At 70.8% G+C, this 1,170-nt stretch carries 1 protein-coding gene; it reads left to right on the top strand.

Annotation, left to right across the window (positions count from 1 at the left end; genetic code table 11):
• Nucleotides 1-405: 405 nt before the first annotated feature.
• The coding region (locus ABZ449_RS42215) for an IS30 family transposase (RefSeq protein ID WP_360357500.1) at nucleotides 406-1,170 on the top strand (765 nt) is incomplete at its 3' end.

Genomic DNA, 1,170 nt, shown 5'->3' with positions numbered 1-1,170 from the left:
CTTGGGTTCTAACGGTCCTCGCAACACCCGCGATCTGTGGGAGTTGCGAGGACCGTGGGCGTTGAGCGTGCTGATCTTGTGGGATTGAGGGATCGCTTCCTTGCGCGGCTGGACGCTGTGGGGAATGTGACCGTGGTGGCCCGGGAACTGGGGGTGAACCGGAACACAGCCTTCGGCTGGGCCCGGAAAGCCGGACGGACCTCGGTGCGCCTGTCGCGCAGGCATCCTGGGCGCGACGAGTACGAGCGCCTGCGGGCCCAGGGCGTCGCCCGCCGGGTGGCGGCCCGACAGGTCGACGTGAACGAGCGCACGGCCAAGGACTGGGACTGGGGCGTCAAGAAGACCCGCTCTTCGCGTACCTATGCCGATGGGCGCCGTGTCGACTACGCGGCGGGGACCGTCACGATGTCCGGTGTGACCACGGCACCGGTGGGCCTGACAGCCCTGGAGAAGCAGCTTCACCCGCGGTTCCTGACGCTGGCCGAGCGCGAGAAGATCCGTGATCTTCGCGCGCTGGGCCGGTCGTTGCGGGCGATCGGGCAGGCTCTGGGGCGGCCGGCGAGCACGGTCAAGCGGGAGATCGACGCGAACTCGGGCAGCGAGGGCTACCAGCCCTACGCCGCCCACCGGGCCGCGGCAGCGCGCAGACCCCGGCCCAAGGACCGCAAGCTGCTGCGCGAGGGCCGGCTGCGTCACTTCGTCCGGGACGGACTGCGCAGGCGGTGGTCACCGGAACAGATCTGCCACGCTCTGACCATGGAGCATCCCGACGACGAGAGCATGCGGGTGAGCGTGGAAACGATCTACCAGGCGCTGTATTTCCAGGCCCGCGGCGGCCTGAAGCGGGAAGTGCAGGCAGCCGTCCGGTCCGGCCGCACCCGCCGCAAGCCACGCCGGGACCCCGAGCGGCGCACGCCACGGTTCATCGATCCGATGGTGATGATCAGCGACCGCCCCGCCGCCGTCGAGGACCGGGCCGTGCCCGGTCACTGGGAAGGCGACCTGATCATCGGCGCGGGCGGCCGTTCCGCGATCGCCACCCTGGTCGAGCGCAGCACCCGCTACACCATGCTGGTCCACCTCCCGGGCGGAGCCCACGACGCCGAAACCGTCCGCGACGGCCTCGTCGCCACGATCCAGACCCTGCCCGCGCACCTGCGCGGCTCCCTC

The sequence above is a fragment of the Kitasatospora sp. NPDC005856 genome, from assembly GCF_040629945.1.
Lineage (GTDB): Bacteria > Actinomycetota > Actinomycetes > Streptomycetales > Streptomycetaceae > Kitasatospora.
Note: the sequence above shows the minus strand (reverse complement) of the source record. Positions and strands in the feature narration are given on the sequence as shown.